Genomic DNA, 583 nt, shown 5'->3' with positions numbered 1-583 from the left:
GCTTCGTCTGGGTTGCTTGCGGTCTGCTTGTTGTCGATGTCGTTTTGAGCCACACCTTTGATCCAAGTGCTGCCCGCATCAGAGACCGCATCGACGAGCTCGCCGCCTGCCTCACTGATTGCATCTAACCAACTCATAGCCACTCCTATTGCGCATTAACCACAGCCACTTGCTCGATGGCTTCCACGATAAGCGGCACACTGCCGGACGAGGATTTCTCAAGCTCAAATTGCAGTGAGCGCACCGCTTGGGTTTTCAGCTTGCCTTCCGTACCAAAACCAGTACGAATGAAGTCGAGCGAGAACCAACCATCGTTTTGCTCAAGGCCCATTGCCGCCAAATCGAAAGCGTTGTCCGCTTTGTTGACGTTCATTTCTTCACGGTCGTCACGAATGACGCGAACACGCTCAATCGTGTCGTCTTTGAAGTGAACACGGTTAATGTTCAGATACGGCGAGCGCTCAGCCCAATCAAACGGCGTACGACCAGAGGCAGACGCGAACCACGTCAGCGAGAAGATGCGCGGCATAAAGATGCGCTGCGTTTGCGCTTCCGTAATATGAGCGCGGGCGCGAATGCTTGG

Annotated in this window: 1 pseudogene; it reads right to left on the bottom strand. The window is 54.2% G+C overall.

Features of this window, described 5'->3' with window-relative positions:
* Positions 1-145 precede the first annotated feature (145 nt).
* Positions 146-583: pseudogene (locus OH458_RS21965) on the bottom strand (major capsid protein P2); the annotation flags it as partial.

Origin of the sequence: Vibrio sp. MarTm2 (assembly GCF_027587055.1) — a bacterium.
Taxonomy (GTDB): Bacteria; Pseudomonadota; Gammaproteobacteria; order Enterobacterales; family Vibrionaceae; genus Vibrio; species Vibrio sinaloensis_D.
Note: the sequence above shows the minus strand (reverse complement) of the source record. Positions and strands in the feature narration are given on the sequence as shown.